Below are 16890 nucleotides of genomic sequence, written 5' to 3'. Positions count from 1 at the left end.
TCCCGTGACGAACTTCCTACCTCCTGTCGTCGATACCGTCCTGGACTTGGTGGGGAACACCCCGCTGCTGCGCCTGACCCGTTTCGCGCCCGGCTTCCAGCTCTTCTCCAAGCTCGAGTACCTCAACCCCGGCGGCAGCGTGAAGGACCGCATCGGCGTGGGCATGATCCGCGCCGCGGAGGCCCTCGGCCAGATCAAGCCGGGCCTCAGCACCATCATCGAGCCCACGGCCGGCAACACGGGCGTGGGCCTGGCCATCGCGGCCAAGGCGCTGGGCTACCGCTGCATCCTGTGCGTGCCCACCAAGTACAGCCGCGAGAAGATGATGCTCATGAAGGCCCTGGGTGCCGAGCTGGTGCTCATCCCGAAGGAACAGGGCATGAAGGGCGCCATCGCCAAGTGCCAGGAGCTGGCCGCGAGCATCCCCCACGCCTTCGTGCCCCAGCAGTTCGACAACCCCAGCAATCCCGACAGCCACTACGCCACCACGGGGCCGGAAATCTGGGCCCAGATGGAGGGCCGCGTCGACGCCGTGGTGCTGGGCGCCGGCAGCGGCGGCACCTTCACGGGCATCGCCCGCTACCTGAAGGAGCAGAACCCGAAGATCCAGGCCGTGGTGGTGCAGCCCGTGGGTTCCGTCTACTGCGGCGCGCCCCTGGGCGAGTGGGTGGTGGAGGGCGTGGGCAACGGCTTCATCCCCGCCAGCCTCGACCTGTCCATCGCGGACCGCATCATCGATGTGGCCGATGCCGACAGCCTGGCCACGGCCCGGGAACTCATCGCCACCGAGGGCTGCCTGGTGGGCGCCTCCAGCGGCGCCAACGCCTGGGCCGCCCGCGAGGTCGCCAAGGTCCTGCCCGCCGGGGCCCGGGTGGTGACGCTCTTCCCCGACGGGGCCGAGCGCTACATGTCCAAGCAGCCTGTGGCCGACCTGGAGCTGTGATGCCCCTCTCGCCCCGGGATCTCGCCGCCTGCCTGCTGGACGCGGGCGCCGTGCGCCTGCAGCCCCTGGACCCGTTCACCTGGGCCAGCGGCCTGAAGGCCCCCATCTACTGCGATAACCGCCAGCTGCTGGGGTTCCCCGAGGCGCGCGGCCTGATCGTGGAGGCCCTGGTGGCGCGGACGGCCTCCTTCGCCCCCACGCTCATCGCCGGGGCGGCCACGGCGGGAGTCCCCTGGGCGGCCATGGTGGCGGATCGCATGGGCCTGCCCATGGCCTACGTGCGACCCACGCCCAAGAACCACGGCATGGGCCGCCAGGTGGAGGGTCCGCTGGCCAAGGGCCACCGCGCCGTGCTCATCGAGGACCTCATCTCCACGGGCATGTCCAGCCTCAAGTGTGCGGACGCGCTCAGGGCCGAGGGCGCGGAGCTCCCCGCGGTGCTGGCCCTCTTCAGCTACGGCCTGCCCCAGGCGGAGAAGGCCTTCACCGCAGCCCGGATCGCATTCGAAGTGCTGGGCTCATTCCAGGTGCTCGCCGAGGAGGCGGAGCGTCGCGGGATCCTGGATGCCGCCGGCCTCACCGCCCTGAAGGACTGGCGCACCGACACCGTGGCCTGGAGCCGCGCCCGCGGCGGGGCATAGGCGCCAACCGGCGCCGACGAAAGGCGTGGACAGGATTAACAGGATGAAAAGCTGGATTAACAGGATCAAAGCAGTGAAATGATTTGGATTTTGATGGCATGGTTTTGTTTCTTGAATCCTGTGAATCCTCCGCAATCCTGTTAATCCTGTCCCTGTTTTTCGAGGTCTGATCATGAAGCTCTATACCCGCACCGGCGACGACGGCTCCTCGGGGCTCTTCGGGGGGGACCGGGTGAGCAAGTCGCACCTGCGGCTGGTGGCCTACGGCACGCTGGACGAGCTGAACAGCATCATGGGCCTGCTCTGCCTGCACGCCACGGCTCCCTGCGCCTCCCGGGAGGCCCTGCAGCGCATCCAGCACGACCTCTTCGTGCTGGGGGCCATCCTCGCCACGCCCGCCTCCCGCCAGGAGCTCCTGGGAGCCCGCATGAGCACGCCCACCTGGGCCCTGGGGGACATGGAGGCGGACATCGACCGCCTCACGGCCCTGGCACCGCCCATGACCGCCTTCGTGCTGCCCGGCGGCACGGCCGCCTCCGCGTACGCGCACCTGGCCCGGACGGTCTGCCGCCGGGCCGAGCGCGAGGTGGTGGCCCTCACCCATGAGGAGCCCCTGAACCCCGCCGTCCTGACCTACCTGAACCGCCTCAGCGACTGGCTCTTCGCCCTCGCCCGCGCCGAGAACGCCACCGCCGGCACGGCCGATGTGCAGTGGGTGCCGAAGGACTGATCTGATTGTCGAACAAGAAAAGAGGGCCCGAGGGCCCTCTTTTCTTGGTGGTGATGCCTCAGCCTAGAACTTCAAGCGGAAGCCCACCTGGTAGCGTCGGGGCGCCTGGAATTGGTACGGCGTGCCGGCCACGGCCGCGTTGTAGATGGTCGTGATCCCGGAGCGGACATTGAGCCCCTCCGAAATACCCGTCGGTTCCTGGCGGTTGGTCAGGTTGATGATGTCGAGGTAGACCTCGGAGCGGAGCTTCTGGTTCCACTTCCAGGCGTACTGGACGCGGATATCGCTCTGCCAGAAGTTGGGCGTCCGGTATTTCCCGGCCTGCTCCTTGAACACCTCATTGATATCAGCCGGGGCGGAATTCAGAACGCGGGTGCCGACCTTTTCACTGGCACTGTAGTGGTATCCGGAATTGGCGTTGAAGTTCATGGCCACTTGCAGGCCCATGTCCCAGTGGTAGAACACATTGAACTTCGCCATCCAATCCACAGAGCCATCGAGCTTGCCATTCATGTAGGGCAGACGCGGATCCCACTGGGCCACATCACCCTGGTAGTCGGCGTTGCCGAGACTGAAGCTGTTGCCCTGGCCATCCACCAGACTAACGGAGGCAAAGCCACCCCAGTTATTGGCTTCGCGGCGAGTGACGCTCACATCAAGGGTCTTGTACTTGCGGACACCGCCGGGCAGGTTGGCGAGGGCGAAGTTGAGCTGGCCAGCCTGGGCCCGGGCGAGGTTCTGGGCCCCAGTGAAGCCGCCGCCGGCGAAATACTCCACCGGCATGGCGAGCCCGCGGAAGTAGTCGACCACGCGCTTCTGCTGGGTGCTAAGGCTGGCGTACGGATTGGTGACGGCGGAGCCCATGTTGTAGAGGCCCCGTGCCTCGCCTTCAAGGTTGTCGGCACTGGAGTAGAGGCCGATGTCCCAGTCCTCCACAATGTCGAAGTCGCGGCGCAGGGTGCCGACCACTTCGAAGGAGTAGATGCTGGCGAAGTCCGTGGCGTAGCCGAGGCGGAATTCATCGGTCTTGGGGAGCTTGAACTTGTCCACGAAAACGGCATCCACCGAGCCCTTGGTCCCGCGGTTGATGGCGGTGATCCAGGTGTTGAACATCCGCACGTCTTCGGTGGTGGCCGAAGCCTGGAGGCTGCCGGTGAACCGCACCATGTCCAGGCGGATGGGGTCGATGTAGCGGCCCCAGTAGGCATAGATCTTGGAATGGCCGTCACCCTTGACATCGTAGGTCGCGCCGATTCGGGGCGCGAAGTTGTAGTCGGTCTTGAACAGGGATTGGCCGTTGTCAGCCTCGTACTCGTACTTGTCGAAGCGGAACCCGGGGCTGAGGGTGAACCTGCCGATCTGCCACTGATCCTGGATGTAGAAGCCCTGGGTCTTCTGCTTGGGCGTGGAGCTGGCGGAGGACACGAAGTTATTTCGGTAACCGTAGTAGCCACCGACGGGATTGGCTTCGTTGAAGGTGTAGGCATTGAAGTCCGAGGACTGGAATATCCCACCCGCCCCGGTGGGTGTATAGCCAGCGGCGATGGCTGTGGCCTTGAGGGAGGGCGTGTTGTTGATGGCGCCAAGGACGCGGGTTCGCTGGGACTTCACCTGGCCACCGGGCAGGCCAGGTACGCCGCCCCAGGTGTAGGAATTGCTATCGAAGCTCTCGTACGCCACGCCTTGGCTGATGCCAGCCGTTCGAGTGAGGGAGTCCTCGCCGCTCTGGGCACCGAGCTTGATCGTGTGGTTGCCCAGGGCATTGAGGAGCCAGGTCAAGTCGGCACGGAGCAGGTCCTTCTTGTAGACGCGGAGGTCCATGGCGGCGCTGTTGCCGAGCTGAGCCTGATCCGGGGTGAGGCCGCCGGGCAGGAGGGAGACGATGTTGTTTTGAGGGCCCGCATTGGTGTAGAGCGGCGTGGCTTTGTTGTCCTCCTGGTGATGGGAGTAGTGTACGTCCACGAAAATATCGCTGAACTGGTGGGAGTAGGCCGCGATCCAGCGATTACCGCCCTGCTCGGTCTTGGACGCCCGGCGGGTGACGATGCCGGGGTTAGACAGGTTGTTCAATTCGTAAGGATTGGTGTTGTAGGTGAAGCTGACCAGATCGATGGGAGTGATCTGCCAGGTGAGCTTCCCGAAGAACCGCTTGCCGTCCTCGTTCAGGCCCGTGCGGGATTCCCCGCTGGGCAGCTTGACCGTGTATTCGTCCTTGATGGTCTGGACGCTGCCGACGAACCAGAGCCGATCCTTGATGATGGGGCCCATGAAATAGGCGCTGTAGTCACGGACGCTGCGCTCACCCACGTCGTACTTGCCATAACCCACCTTGTTCTGGAGGGAGGGGCTTTGGAAATCGAGGGTGAGGCCGCCGGAGAAGTCGTTGCCGCCCACTTTGGTGGTGACGCTGGAGAACAGGCCGGCACGAGCGGTGTATTCCGCGGTGATGGCGCCAGTCTTCACATCCTGCACCTGGATCAGCTCGGGTGCGATGGTGGTGCGCAGCGTCCCGGCTTCGGGACTGGTCACGTCCACACCGTCCACGAGGTAGGTGTTGTTGCGGCCACCGCCCGATCCGAAATTGTCGCGGTTGAGGCCGGTGGTCAGGGTCGGGTTGCTGTTGGAGCTTCCAAGGGTGGAGATGACGCCCGGAGCCAGGTTCAGTACCGACAGCTGAGTACGGCCTATGGGCAGGGTCTCCAATTCGGCGGAGGTGATCTGGGTGCCAGTGGTCACGGTGGTGGCGTCCACGTTGGACACGGTGGACAACACCTCAACGGTGGCGGTACCCAGGGCCTGTATCTTGATGCTGGCCGCGGCCGTCTGATCCACCTTCACTTCGAGGGCAGTCAGGGTGGCGGTCTGGAAGCCTTCCTTGGAAACCTGGACCTTGAAATCACCAGGACTGAGACGGATGAACCGGGCGTTGCCGTCCTTGTCGGAGGGTACGGTACGGGCACCGCCGATCTGAGTGGGGCTGGTGACGATCACCGTTGCGCCAGCGACGGGCTTGCCCTGGGAATCCAGCACCTTGACGTACAGGTTGCCGTCGCCAGCGGCGTAGGCAGCGGCGCCCGCCGCTACAAGGAGGGCCGTGGTGCGGGCCATCCGGAGGGGAGATGAATACATGTAGGACTCCTGATGAGTGCGGGCAGCCGCACGGGGAAGTTGGCGGATCACCCTGTCCCTCCTCCGTCTGGTCAGCGGCAGCCTCACCTCTGAAATTCAGGAAGGTCGGCTGTCTTGGTTCAGAAGAAAGGGGATAGTAATGTCCAAAGAGTTGAGGGGTGAGACAAGGATAAACTCGGACTTCAAAATTTCGCGGGAACTTTTCTTGCATTTTTTATCCACTACCTCGCAGTGCGATATGAATGTCACCGTTGATCCATCGTGCCGATAGGCAGATGTGGGATGACTCGGAATTAGTAAATGAATTGACGATTAAAAGATCAGGTATGAAACATGCCTCGTCTCTGGCTCGACAAATCTCCCCGCCTAGAAGGATGTGCCCCCCATCCTCGCCGCGACAAGCGGCCCGCCTGGCTCTGAACTCATGCCAGGTGGCCTTCAGTGGGATGGCCACTCATCCCTGCCCGCGCAACCACCGATAAAAAAAACCGGGCCCCGAGGGGCCCGGTTCTCTTGCGGTCGTGCGTGCTGACTAGAACTGGTACTTCACGCCCAAGCGGATGCGGCGGGAGGTCTGGTAGTTCAGGACGTTCATGAAGTTCTGGTTGGGAGCGTCCACCGAAGCTTCGTAGTTCTGATCGTAGGAGGTCGGCTTGTGGACATTCCACAGGTTGAAGACGTCCGCACGGAAAGAAACCTGATGCTTGTTGGCGAGCTTCACGACGTACTGGCCGCTCAGGTCGAAGTTCAGGGTGTTGGGGGTGCGTCCCTGGGATCCGCGGCCACCGGCGGCGAGCTCACCGGTGTTGTCGTAGTCGATCAGGCCGTAGAACTTGTTCAAGGGCGTCCCGGTCTGGAACTTGACCAGGGTCGTGAGGGAGAAGCCGAAGTCCCAGCTATAGGTCACGCCGGCGTTCGCCACCACGGTGCGGTCGTTGGGGAGGGGGCCGGAAGCAAAGGCCTCATCACCGGTCAGGCCGCGGGGATGGTAGTCGGGGTTGGCGGGGTCCTCGTACTTCTTCAGGTATTCGCTGGAGAAGTCGAACAGCGAGGTGATGTTGGGGTCGCTCTGGCCGTTGTCGTTGCGGAACAGACCCTCGTAGTTACCCTCGAGCCTGGAGAGACGAAGGTTGAAGAACCCATTCAGGTGCTTGGTGGTCTTCGACACTTCGATTTCGAAGGCCCAGTAGTCGCGCTTGGGCTTCGGCCAGCTGGCAGTGGGGGTCACGCTGTTCCCCAGGGTCGGGTCGATGGCGGCGGCCAGCTGACCGATGGGGGCGGAGTTCTCGCCGGGATTGGCGATGTAGTAGGGCAGGTTGTTCCCGCCGTCGATGCCCATGTCTTCCAGGGCGCGACCCAGCGAACGGTAGATGACCCGGTTGCTGATGGTCAGGCCTTCGGAGGGCTGCATGTCCCAGCCGAGGACATACTCGTTGGTGTAGGGCAGCTTCGTGCCGGGGAGCACAGGAGTCAGGAAGCCAGCGCTGCCGACGAAGTGGAGCGAATTGTTGGCTCCCACCACACCGTAACCAGAGGCCGGTCGAACGTCCTGAATGACGGTGCCCGTCTGGATGGGGTTGGTAAGGGAATTGTAGGCGCTATTGATGTTGTAGAAGTCGGAACGGCTGACGCCGACTTCGGTGCTGAGGGAGCGGACCGCGAGATCGAGGGGGACCTTCTCGAAGTACTTGCCATAGAAGGCGTAGATCTTGTTCTTGCCGTCGCCGTTCGGATCCCAGGTAATGGAGAGGCGGGGCGCCATGGCGTCCTTGGCTTTGAACTTGTAGGTCTGCTGGAGACCCGCCATGTCTTCCGATTCCCAGCGGAAGCCGGCCTTCACGAACAGGCGGTTGTTCCAGGAGTACTTCGCCTGGACGAAATAGCCTTCCCAGGGGGCGGTGGTGGGGATGAGGGGCGGCGTCGTGCGGGCGCGGGTGATGCGGTAGTAGGGCGCAATGTTGGTAGACGGCGTCCGGACCTGTGTGCCGACGGTGTAATTCAGTGAAGGGTCAACCACATAGTAGCGCTGGCTGACCAGAGCGCCGCTGGAGTAGGGCTGGCCGGTGGCACCGGTGTGGGGGTCCACAAAGCCGGCGGGGCCCTGGTAGGTGTTGCCGCCCTTGTGCTCGATGTCTTCCTTGAAGTAACCGGCCTTGAACTCGAAGGCGCCGAAGGTCTTGGTCAGCTTCAGGTCGTACTGGCGGTTGCGATCGTCCGTGCCATCCACGAAGCCCGGGCCAGGAGCGTACTGCACGCCCGTGTACACGTCGGACACGCGGTAGGTCTTCTGGACGACGGGGTCGAGGATGCGCCGGAACTTGTTGTTGGCCTGGGAGACACGAGCTTCCACCAGGAAGTCATTGAAGAAGACGCCGTTGTACTTCAGGGTCCAGTTCCGGCCGCCGAATTGGACTTCTTCCCAGCTGAAGGGAGCGGTGTAGATGGAGGCGGTGCGGTTGGCGCCGAACGGCAGCTTGCCGGGATCGCCGAAGATGCTGAACTCCAGGGACTGAGTGGAGGTGATCATCCAGTTCAGTTTTCCGTAGTAGGAGTTGGTCTCGGTCTTCTGCTCGATCTGGCGGCCGTAGTAGGGCTGGGCGGGATCGATCTGGGTCCGCTTCACGGAACTGCGGATGGGGTTGTAGCCGACGAAGTAGAACAGCTTGTCCTTGATGATGGGGCCGGCGACGGTGAAGCCCAGCTCATACCGGTTGGTGCTGTCGAACGAGGGCGTGAGGCGCAGCGTGGGATCGATGCGGGGGGGTTCCTTGTCCTTGGACTGCAGCGAATTCAGGTCGAAGTAGGCGAAGACCTGAGCATGCAGCGTGTTGTCGCCGGTCTTGGTGACAGCGTTGACCATGCCGCCGGTGGAACCGCCGAACTCGGCATCCATGCCGAAGCTCTTGATCTGCACTTCACTGATGAAGTCGGTGTTGATGCCGGTGCCGAGGGAGCCGTAGACGATCGAGTAGGACCCGTTGGCGCCATAACCGGCACCGGTGGTGTTCACACCATCGATGACGTACTGGTTCTCCAGACCGGAGGAACCACCGACCGAGGGGTTGTTGGAATCGATGCCGCTGCTGGAAACGCCAGGGGCAAGGTTCACGATGGACGAGAACGAGCGACCCAGGGGAAGGGCGGAGATCGTCTCGGAGTTGTAGGAGGTGCCGGAGGTCTGGGTGGTGGTGTCGATGCTCTGGGAGGTGGCGAGCACTTCGACGACCGCGCCAGCGGCCTTGGACAGGGTGAGCCTGACAGGGGTCAGGGTGTTGATGGAGACGTTGGCCGTGAGCTTGGCAGCCGTTTCAAAGCCAGGCGCAGTCACGGTGACGGTGTACTGACCGGGAATCAGGGCGGAGGCCTTGAAGGACCCGTTGGCATCAGTGGCGCGCACGATCTGTCCGCGGCCACCATCCAGAATGACGCGGGCGCCGGCGATCAGGGCGCCGTTCGGCCCCGTCACGACTCCGGAGATGGCACCGGTAGTCGCATCCTGGGCATAGCCCATGATGCCGCTGCCGGCAACGATGGCCGCGGCGGTGAAGCCCAGCCGGGAAAAGACTCGACTCATAGAAACTCCTTTGGGGGGAAGGCGGCAGAGCCGCATGGTGCAGGTGCGAATTGGGGGAGAGAAGCAAACCCGCCACAGAGACTGTGGCGGTGGGTGGTTCTGAAGTCTGGGAGGACTGCCAAAGACCGGGGGCGAGTGTCGCAAGAATAGGTCAGGTTCCACGATCTTTACAAATAATTTCGATACGGGTTCGAGATTCGAGCATCGCATTGCGATATATGTGGTTCAAACCCATTCCCGCCTTCTGTGAACATTTGGGATATCAGGGCACAGCCGTCTGCACCTGGCAGTGCGGAAACCTGACTGGAAAAGCTATAGATGCCAATTATGCCTACTATGGCAGCGGTACGGAGGGTAGTGCGTTGAGCCGAGCTGCCGACCGGAAGGGGCCCCATCTTGGGTAAGCATCTCGGTGAGGGCTGAATTCAGCGGAACCGCATTGACCCGGGTGCCCCGGGCTCCGGCCAGGGTGGTGGCAAGCACAGCCGGAGTAAGCGCTTCCTGCGGCGCTTGGCCCGTGCCCCTCAATGTAAAAGCAGGCCCCGCACGGGCGGGGCCTGCATGGCTAGTGGCAGCTGCTGGCGAGTTCCTAGAAGTGGAACTTCACCCCGGCCTGAACCCAGGAAGGATTGATGCCGGTGGTCCTAGTGGCATCCGTGCCCAATTCAGTCATCTGGACCAGCAACTGACCGGACCAGGCGGGCGTGAAGCGGTACTCAAGCCCCAGTCGGGCGCCAAACTTAGGGCCCTTGACGTTGTCGGTCGAGCTTCCAAGCCCGGCCGCCTCGGACTTCACCTTGTACTTATTGATCGACAGGCCCGTGATGAACTGCAGGTCTGTCCAGGGGGAGGCGATGAAGATGTCCCCGGCCACCTGGAAGCTGGTGAGGCTCTGCTTCAGGCCGAGATGATCGCTGCCCGGGAAATACTGGTAGCCCAGGCTGGCCCGGAACGGCACGGTGCTATTGCCGAGGTGGCCGTTGTACCCGAAGTCCACCACAAACCCGGTGGTGTTGTGGGTGACCTCCTTGAGGCCGTCCAGGGCGGAAGTCAGGCTCGCCCCAGCAGTCCAGGTTTTCTGTGTCTCCTGGGCCACGAGACTCGTGCCAGCGAGAAGGGCCCCGAGGGCCAGGTACCGAAGAGTGGATCGAATCATCATTGGGTCTCCTGACTCAGACTAGAACTGCAGGCCGAGGCTGAAAGCCAAGGACCGAGCGTTCACAAAGTAATTGAGACCGGAACCAGGCTGGGTAGTTCCGAAGGTGGTTGAATCATTCACATAGAGGACGTTGGTTCCAGCGTTGGCGTTGTACATGGCCGTGCTGAAATCCGAAACCATCTGCGTGTTGAACAGGTTGTTGATTTGCAGATCGCCGATCAGCTTCAGTTTCCACAGGGCCAGGGGCACCTGGAAGGCGATCTTGAAGTCCACCTGGTAGGTGTCGTTGTAGTTGTACTGGCCGCGACCGCCGTAGAACTGGGTGTAGGTCCGAGGGGCCGCAGGGGCAGGTGCCGGCAGGTTGGTGAGGCCAAGGGGGGCGTTCGAGGCGGCAGAGTAGTTCAGGCCGGAGTCGTAGCGCAGAAGCCAGGAGTAGGAGATCTGGCCCTTGCCAAGGGGCAGCACGGCGGTCAGGTGGACACGAGCGCGGTGCGTCTGGTCCTGAAGGAGGGGACCGGTGGGGGCGAAGTCGCTTTCAGAGCGACCCAGGACCTGCGTTAGCTGGGTCCGGTTGTAGTAGTAGCCAGCGGGTGCGTTCTCACGGAAGGACTGGCCCGTATTGGAGTCGCCACCGTTGTTGTTGCCCACGAGACGGCTGTAGGTGTAGTTGCCGCCCCAGGTCCACATGGCGTTGATCTTGCCGAGCCATTCCAGCTCAAGCCCGTTGTACTTGCGGGAAAGCTGGTCGGAATTAAACACGTGCGTGATCTGGGCCTTCTGGTCGGGCAGGCCTGATCCCGTGGGATCGGTCAGGGTCACCATCTCGGTGGGCAGGTAATCCACGGAGAAGGCCCAATCCTTCTTCCACTCGCGGTGGATGAAGGTGAGTCCGACCCGCGATCCATTGCTGTAGGAGCGCTTGTAGCCCAGGGTGTACTCGTCGAGGTAAGGAGCACGCAGGTCCCCGGCAACCACATAGCTCTTACTGTTGTCGAAATAGCCGAGCACCCGGCCGTAATTGGCGGGGTTGGTGATCGTGTTGTAGTCCACGAACTGCACGTCCTGGCCGAGGATGCCCGGGCCCGGGTTGGCGAGGTTTGCGTTCCATCCGCGGTTCACACCGGCGGCATCGGCCTTCTTGATGAAAGCGTCGGTGAAGCCGGTGGTGAAATCACCACCGAACCGAGCTGCCGTGGCCGTGAAGATGTGCTTGCTATCCCCATTGACGTCGTAGCGGAGCTGGAGACGGGGGGAGATGTCGCTGGCCTTCCCGAGCCGGGTGCCATCGGTATCCTTCACGCCGATGTTGTCGTAGCGGAGGCCCAGCATGAAGTTCCAGTGCTGGTTGATGGTCCACTGGTCATTGAAATAGATGGAGTCAGTGCGGTTGCGCGTGGTTCCATCCACGCCGGAATAGGCCACAAGGCTGGGCGCGGGGCCCCGGAGACCGTCTGGATCCTGGCCATAGAGGCCGGGCACGTCATTGATGGCCTGGAAGAGGTAGCTGTTGCTTGAGGGGTTGTAATAGGCGCCGCCCACGCGGAAGAACTGGTTCTTTTTGCCCGCGGCCCTGGAGGTGCCCCGGACGGACTCGTAGTAGTCATAGCCGAAGTCGATTTCGTGGCTGCCCATGAAATCCAGGATGTACATGACATTCAAATTGCCGCTGCGGTTGTTGCGGGCATCCGGTGTCGGTGTGATGCCGATGCCGAAGGGGAAGGTGAAACCGGTGCGGCCAGTGCTGGAAGTACGACCTGCATAGACATACAACCCTTCGCCCGTTCCGTAAGCTGGGTCGCCGGAGGGGAACACGGTCTCGGAATCGAGGCGGTTGTAGTGGGCTTCGATGAAGAGGTTGCTGGCGAGGATGCCCTTGTACCCCAGGCCAAAGACCTTTTTGTCCGTTGTCTGCTTGCCGAGGGCGGCCAGGCGTCCGATCACGCTGCTGCCATCGCCGTAGGGGTTGCGGTTGTTCAGGGTGGACAGGGATTTCGTGAAGCTTGCTTCAACGGTGTGGTCGGGCGTGATGGCGCCTGTGATCTTGCCTTCGTAATAATCGAAGGAACGGGTGCGCGTGTAGGGCGATCCCTGCTCGAATTTGGTGAAGGCGTAACCTCCTCCGGGACCCGCCAGCGTCAAGGCGTCCACGGCCGCAATGCCGGTTCTGACAGTGCGCACGGCCAGGGTGTTGTAGGCCGTTCCAAGCTTGAACGCATCCGACGTGGAGGGCGTGAGGATGGTTCCCAGGCTGAACCAGATCTTGTCCTTCCAGATCGGGCCGGACAGGGTGACCTGGTAATCCCGGTTCAGGTTGTCGTTGGTCTCGCCGGCCTGATAGGTGTACGAGGGATTGTGGGCATTCCAGGAATCTCGAGCGAGCGTCGCGCGGATACTGCCCTTGAAGTCGTTGCCACCCGACTTGGTGACGACGTTCACAGCGCCGCCGAGGGCACGGCCGTTGCGGGCATTCAGGGGGGACAGGATGACCTGGACGTCATCGATGTTGTCTTCGATGACGAAGGTTCCGGTCAGATCTCCCTGGTAGTCGTCCTTCACATCCACGCCGTTGACGCGGTAGTTGGTGTTCTGGGTGGCACCGCCGCGAACGCTGAACGAGCCACCGCGCCCGGTCGTCAGGCCGGGGGCCATGTCGGCAGCACCTGTGAAGCTGCGATCAACACCGGGGAGCGCGATCAGGTCGTCAGATGAAAAATTGGTAGCGGCCTTGGTGTCCGTCTTGTCCACGGTGGCGGCGCTGGCCACCACTTCAACAGTGGTGCCCGCGGCGGCCACAGGCTGCATGGTCAGGTCCTGAGACACCGCGGCACCCACGCCCAATCGGATGTCCTTGGCGCCGGCCGTCACAAAGCCATCCTTCACCGCAGTGACCTTGTAGTTGCCGACGGGCAGCAGGGGGGCGTGCCACTCACCGCGATTGTTGGTCTTCACGACGCGGGGGTTGAAGAGAGCGGGAGAGTCCAAGGTCACGGTGACCCCGGCGATCGGAGCCCCCTTGGCATCCTTCACCTGCCCCGACAATGATCCGCTCGTCACCTGCGCGAACAGCGCGCTTCCAGAGACCAGGGCGAATGTGACCGCAGATCCGCCAAGAATTGATTTCGTTCGAAACATGGTTTTTTATCTCCTTAGGATTTGGTCGATGCCGGAACGAATGCCACCTCAGAACCGGAAGGTGTATCCGATTTCGATGTGCAGCGAATTGCGCTTCTTCTCTTCCAGGCGGTCGCCAGCGTAGACAAGGTGGGAGCCGGGAACGGATGCGCTTCCTGAGACAATCGGGGAGCCAGGCGAATGCTGGAATTCGATGGCGGTGTAGGAAATGGAAATCAGGTTGAGCTCGAAAGCCGAATCCTGGTTGATCTGATAGGTCACCCCCGCGAAGGGATTCACGGTGAACACGCTCTTCGTCGGAGTTCCGTTGTAGGTATCCTCGTAGGTGGCCCAGCCGGTATCCCCGACATCCCCGATGTACTCATGCCGGAACTTGGACTGGCCCAGCTGCAGGCCCGCCTGCCAGGACCAGGTATTGTTGATGGCCCTTTCATAGCTGAACCTGGCGTTCAACTGGTTCAGGGAGTTCTTCCGGCTGTCCACGGAATAGCCCGGATCAGCAGCCGGCATGCCGGCAGCGGGGGCATTGAACCCAACCAGATACTGGCGACCCGGTTTGTAGAAATAGCCAAGCTCACCATTGAGCGTGCCCCACTCGAATCCGTACCTGACATTCAGGCCAAGCCCGAAGGCCGAGGAGCTGAGGTGGTCGTTGGTGCTGAGGCCGCTGGCAGCTCTCAGCTTGAGGTCATACCCGATCCCCTTCTCCTGGGCCAGAAGAACGGGGGAACCGAGGATGAGAAGGGCCATGAGGCAGCCCATTCGGTGGTTCAAGAGATGCATAGCATCCTCCAGAAGGCCAGAGCCGGACGGTGGCGGCTCCGTGGTGAAAAAGCATCTGTGACCCCTTGGATTGCACGGAGAATTGCCCCCGGGCAGGGGTGTGACAGAAGGGGTAGAGAGAAATATCCAAGGGTGATGATGCGAGCATTGCAATACGAGGGGTATTAATTTTTGTTAATTTTTCAAAAAACCCGGGAACTGATCTACCAAAGGCGACATATTGCGGCGATATTGAGATGATATATCAATACAATGGTCACGCCTCGGCGGCCGGGAGAGCGCACAGGTGGGGCCGACCGCGCATCGTCGGCTCATGAGCCGGCGGCAAGGCGTTCTGGAGTTCGTGAAGCGGTGACGGCCGGTGCCCTGGTGATCGAGGCACCCGAGATCTCACTTTTGGCGAAGCAAGGGTTGCTCCTGATGACCAGGGCGCATCGCCAGAATTCGGGATTCAGGTCCAGGTTCTCAGCAGCCGATGGTGGCCAGCAGCCAGGGTTCAGCCACGGGCCGGCTGTCCGCCAGGCTCAAGGTGGCAAGGTAGGCTTCGGGCTTCAGGCTGAACCCGGCCTTGGCATGGGCCGTGAACACCACGTCCCCCTTCTCGATCCGCTGGCCCACCCGCACCTGCACGCGGATCCCCACGCCCAGGTCGAGGATGTCGTTCCGGTCCTTGCGCCCGGCGCCCAGGTCCATGGCCAGCAGGCCGAGGGCGCGGCCGTCGATGGCGGTGACGTAGCCGCCGCGATCAGCTCGCACTTCAACCACCTGGCCCGCCTGGGGCAGGCGGGTGAAGTCGTCCAGGGCCTCGGCATCGCCGCCGTTGAGGGCCACGAAGCGCCGCAGGGCCTCCAGGGCCGAGCCGTCCTGGATGCTGGCCTGGACCTTGGCCTGGGCCTCGGGCAGGGTCTTCGCCGCGCCGCCCATGATCAGCATCTCCGCGGCCAGGCGGAAGCTCATCTGGGCCAGCTCGGAGTCACCATGCTCGCCGCGGAGGATCTCGACGGACTCCATGACCTCCAGGGCGTTGCCGATGGCCCAGCCCAGCGGCGCATCCATGCGGGTGATGAGGGCGCGGATCTGCATGCCGTGGGCGGTGCCCACATCCACCATGCTCTGGGCCAGGGTGCGGGCGTCCTCGAGGGTCTTCATGAAGGCCGTGGGGCCGCACTTCACGTCGAGCACCAGGGCGTCGGCGCCGCCCGCCAGCTTCTTGGACATGATGCTGGCGGTGATGAGGGGGATGCTCTCCACGGTGGCGGTGATGTCCCGCAGAGCGTAGAGCTTCTTGTCCGCCGGGGCGATGTTGCCGGTGGGGGCGGAGTTGGCGAAGCGGGTCTCCTTCAGGCTGCGGAGGAACTCGGCATCGGTGAGCTCGACCTTGAGGCCCGGGATGGCGGCGAACTTGTCCACGGTGCCGCCGGTGTGGCCCAGGCCGCGGCCGCTGAACATGGGGCAGGGCACCCCGCAGGCCGCCACGATGGGGCCCAGGATCAGCGTGGTCTTGTCCCCCACGCCGCCGGTGCTGTGCTTGTCCACCTTGGTGCCGGGCACGGAGGAGAGATCCATGCGCTTGCCGGAGTCCCGCATGCCCAGGGTGAGGGCCAGGGTCTCGTCGGTGGTCATGCCCCGCCAGCAGATGGCCATCAGCAGCGAGGCGCTCTGCTCGTCGGGAATGCTGCCGTCGGCGGCCCCCTTCACCCAGAAGGCGATCTGCTCAGGCGACAGGGCGCCGCCCAGCTTCTTGGTGTAGATCAGGTCGTACATCCGCATGGGATGACTCCTTGTCGGAAAGCCTCAGATGCTCTGGATCAGGCCTTCGAAGGCACTGGTGTCGGCGCGTCCCTTGAAGCGGGCCTTGTACTCCGCCAGGTCCTTGAGGGCCTGGGCGCGGTCCCCCGCAAGGCGGTCGGCGTCCAGCTGGCTGGCCCAGAAGGCCTCGGCCCAGGGCTCGCCGGGCGTGGCCTTGGCCCGCAGCCCGTCCAGCTGAGCCCGGGCGGCCTGGGCCTGGCCCAGGGCCAGGGCCCGCTGGGCCAGCCGGATCTGACCCCAGGGATCCTCGGCCTTGGCCGGGGCCTGCCCCTTGCCATCCAGGGCCAGGCGCCAGCTGGCCAGCAATCCGGCGGTGGCGGCCTTCCGTGAGGACGGCGCGTCGGCCACCAGGGCCTCCAGGCGGCCCAGCCGCTCGCGCATGCGCTTTTCCACTTCGGCGGGAGGCATCGGGGTCACGCCATCGCCCTCGACTTCCATCTGCAGGGCCGAGAGGGCCGCTTCGTGCTTCTCGGCGGCGGAGGTCTGGTAGGCGCTCCAGGCGCCATAGAGCACACCCACGAGGACCACGCCCGCAACGCCCATGAGGATGGGCTTCAGCAGCCCGCCATCCTCCTCCTCGCCCTTGCCAAGCTTGGTCTGGAAGTGGGCAAGGCTCTGCGCAGGCTTCTGGACCTGGATCTCACGATTCTTGGTGGGCTGGGCCATGACGGACCTCTCTGATGGAGCATCATCCAAACCATTGAGGATGCACCAATCCCCTCCGTTCCGGCACTTGAAAATGCGCCTGCGCCTGATATCCTGGACCTTCCTGCCTGGGTAGCTCAGTTGGTAGAGCAATGGATTGAAAATCCATGTGTCGGCGGTTCGATTCCGTCTCCAGGCACCACAAGCAAACAGCCCCCGACCTGGGGGCTGTTTGCTTGTGGAGAGGCGGCAGCGAAGTCGAGGCTCCGCTGCCGAGCGCCGAAGGCGATTGGGAGGGTGCCGCGGGGGGGGCGCCCGATCCGTGGAGGCGCCCCTAGCCTGCGC

10 protein-coding genes and 1 tRNA gene are annotated in these 16890 nt (G+C 63.2%); 4 read left to right on the top strand and 7 right to left on the bottom strand.

Features of this window, described 5'->3' with window-relative positions:
- Positions 1–4 precede the first annotated feature (4 nt).
- From QSJ30_RS09525 to QSJ30_RS09515, 3 genes are all read left to right on the top strand, one after another.
- A complete protein-coding gene (locus QSJ30_RS09525) occupies positions 5–943 on the top strand; it encodes a PLP-dependent cysteine synthase family protein (protein WP_285608726.1) in 939 nt (312 codons plus the stop codon).
- Entirely contained in the window at positions 943–1584 is a 642-nt protein-coding gene (gene pyrE / locus QSJ30_RS09520; protein WP_285608724.1) for an orotate phosphoribosyltransferase, read from the top strand. Before QSJ30_RS09525 ends, pyrE begins: the two co-directional genes overlap by 1 nt.
- A gap of 172 nt (positions 1585–1756) precedes the next feature.
- Positions 1757–2314, top strand: coding sequence for a cob(I)yrinic acid a,c-diamide adenosyltransferase (locus tag QSJ30_RS09515; protein ID WP_285608719.1), 558 nt, complete (start codon positions 1757–1759; stop codon positions 2312–2314).
- 63 nt (positions 2315–2377) lie between these two features.
- On the opposite strand, the gene QSJ30_RS09510 is transcribed toward QSJ30_RS09515, so the two are convergent.
- From QSJ30_RS09510 to QSJ30_RS09480, 7 genes are all read right to left on the bottom strand, one after another.
- The gene (locus QSJ30_RS09510) at positions 2378–5443 is read right to left on the bottom strand and encodes a TonB-dependent receptor (RefSeq protein WP_285608712.1); all 3066 of its coding nucleotides are present in this window, start codon (positions 5441–5443) and stop codon (positions 2378–2380) included.
- Positions 5444–5975: 532 nt separating this feature from the next.
- Positions 5976–9017 (bottom strand): TonB-dependent receptor, encoded by a 3042-nt coding sequence (locus tag QSJ30_RS09505; protein WP_285608710.1) that lies wholly within the window; start codon positions 9015–9017, stop codon positions 5976–5978.
- Positions 9018–9606: 589 nt separating this feature from the next.
- Complete coding sequence (locus QSJ30_RS09500; protein WP_285608708.1) at positions 9607–10176, bottom strand: outer membrane beta-barrel protein; 570 nt, start codon at positions 10174–10176, stop codon at positions 9607–9609.
- Between the two features lie 18 nt (positions 10177–10194).
- A complete protein-coding gene (locus QSJ30_RS09495; protein WP_285608707.1) occupies positions 10195–13308 on the bottom strand; it encodes a TonB-dependent receptor in 3114 nt (1037 codons plus the stop codon).
- Between the two features lie 48 nt (positions 13309–13356).
- The gene (locus QSJ30_RS09490; protein WP_285608704.1) at positions 13357–14058 is read right to left on the bottom strand and encodes a TonB-dependent receptor; all 702 of its coding nucleotides are present in this window, start codon (positions 14056–14058) and stop codon (positions 13357–13359) included.
- A 498-nt stretch (positions 14059–14556) separates the two neighbouring features.
- Positions 14557–15861, bottom strand: coding sequence for a thymidine phosphorylase (locus QSJ30_RS09485; protein WP_285608702.1), 1305 nt, complete (start codon positions 15859–15861; stop codon positions 14557–14559).
- 24 nt (positions 15862–15885) lie between these two features.
- Entirely contained in the window at positions 15886–16566 is a 681-nt protein-coding gene (locus QSJ30_RS09480; RefSeq protein WP_285608699.1) for a hypothetical protein, read from the bottom strand.
- A 105-nt stretch (positions 16567–16671) separates the two neighbouring features.
- On the opposite strand from QSJ30_RS09480, the gene QSJ30_RS09475 reads away from it, so the two are divergent.
- Positions 16672–16747 (top strand) — tRNA-Phe (locus tag QSJ30_RS09475).
- The last annotated feature ends 143 nt before the right edge of the window (positions 16748–16890 follow it).

This window comes from Geothrix edaphica, assembly GCF_030268045.1.
Lineage (GTDB): Bacteria > Acidobacteriota > Holophagae > Holophagales > Holophagaceae > Geothrix > Geothrix edaphica.
The sequence above is the reverse complement of the archived record's forward strand: the minus strand, read 5'-3'. Positions and strand labels throughout refer to the sequence as shown.

Bases quoted from the DNA above. Each gene is read 5' to 3' on its own strand.
- pyrE (WP_285608724.1), top strand. From the start codon at position 943: ATGCCCCTCTCGCCCCGGGATCTCGCCGCCTGCCTGCTGGACGCGGGC.
- QSJ30_RS09515 (WP_285608719.1), top strand. From the start codon at position 1,757: ATGAAGCTCTATACCCGCACCGGCGACGACGGCTCCTCGGGGCTCTTC.
- QSJ30_RS09510 (WP_285608712.1), bottom strand. From the start codon at position 5,443: ATGTATTCATCTCCCCTCCGGATGGCCCGCACCACGGCCCTCCTTGTA.
- QSJ30_RS09505 (WP_285608710.1), bottom strand. From the start codon at position 9,017: ATGAGTCGAGTCTTTTCCCGGCTGGGCTTCACCGCCGCGGCCATCGTT.
- QSJ30_RS09500 (WP_285608708.1), bottom strand. From the start codon at position 10,176: ATGATGATTCGATCCACTCTTCGGTACCTGGCCCTCGGGGCCCTTCTC.
- QSJ30_RS09495 (WP_285608707.1), bottom strand. From the start codon at position 13,308: ATGTTTCGAACGAAATCAATTCTTGGCGGATCTGCGGTCACATTCGCC.
- QSJ30_RS09490 (WP_285608704.1), bottom strand. From the start codon at position 14,058: ATGGCCCTTCTCATCCTCGGTTCCCCCGTTCTTCTGGCCCAGGAGAAG.
- QSJ30_RS09485 (WP_285608702.1), bottom strand. From the start codon at position 15,861: ATGCGGATGTACGACCTGATCTACACCAAGAAGCTGGGCGGCGCCCTG.
- QSJ30_RS09480 (WP_285608699.1), bottom strand. From the start codon at position 16,566: ATGGCCCAGCCCACCAAGAATCGTGAGATCCAGGTCCAGAAGCCTGCG.